The sequence below is a fragment of the Exiguobacterium sp. s138 genome, assembly GCF_018618775.1.
Classification (GTDB): domain Bacteria; phylum Bacillota; class Bacilli; order Exiguobacteriales; family Exiguobacteriaceae; genus Exiguobacterium_A; species Exiguobacterium_A artemiae.
Map to the genome: position 1 here is coordinate 1 of NZ_JACSMW010000022.1, position 367 is coordinate 367.

1 pseudogene is annotated in these 367 nt (G+C 48.2%); it reads right to left on the reverse strand.

Annotated elements, in window-relative coordinates:
* Positions 1-119: 119 nt before the first annotated feature.
* Positions 120-367, reverse strand: a pseudogene (locus KNP91_RS15660) (IS3 family transposase); the annotation flags it as partial.

A 367-nucleotide genomic window follows, 5' to 3' on the forward strand; every position in this document is an offset into this window, starting at 1 on the left:
GAGCCAGGCGTAATAACCACTGCGGCTCACTTCAGCGAGCGTACATAGATCCGTCACGAACCGCCTAGATGATTGTTTCCGTAAGACAACATTGATTGCCTGATAGCGCTCAGATGCGGTTAGTTTCGGTGCTTCGCCTCTCTTTCGAGAGCGTCGAGCTTTTTTAGTAATTCGTTCTCCGCTGTGAGGTACTTGATTCGTGCTTCAGCTTTCGCAAGGCGTCGTTCGACGGAATCGTCTTTTTTCGGTCGACCTCCAAGATTTGATTTTCCACGTCTCTCATTCAAGAGTCCTTCTTCTCCATAAATGCGATAGGTCTTCCTCCATCGTTTCAACGCTTCGTTCGTTGTTCGCTTACCAATCATGT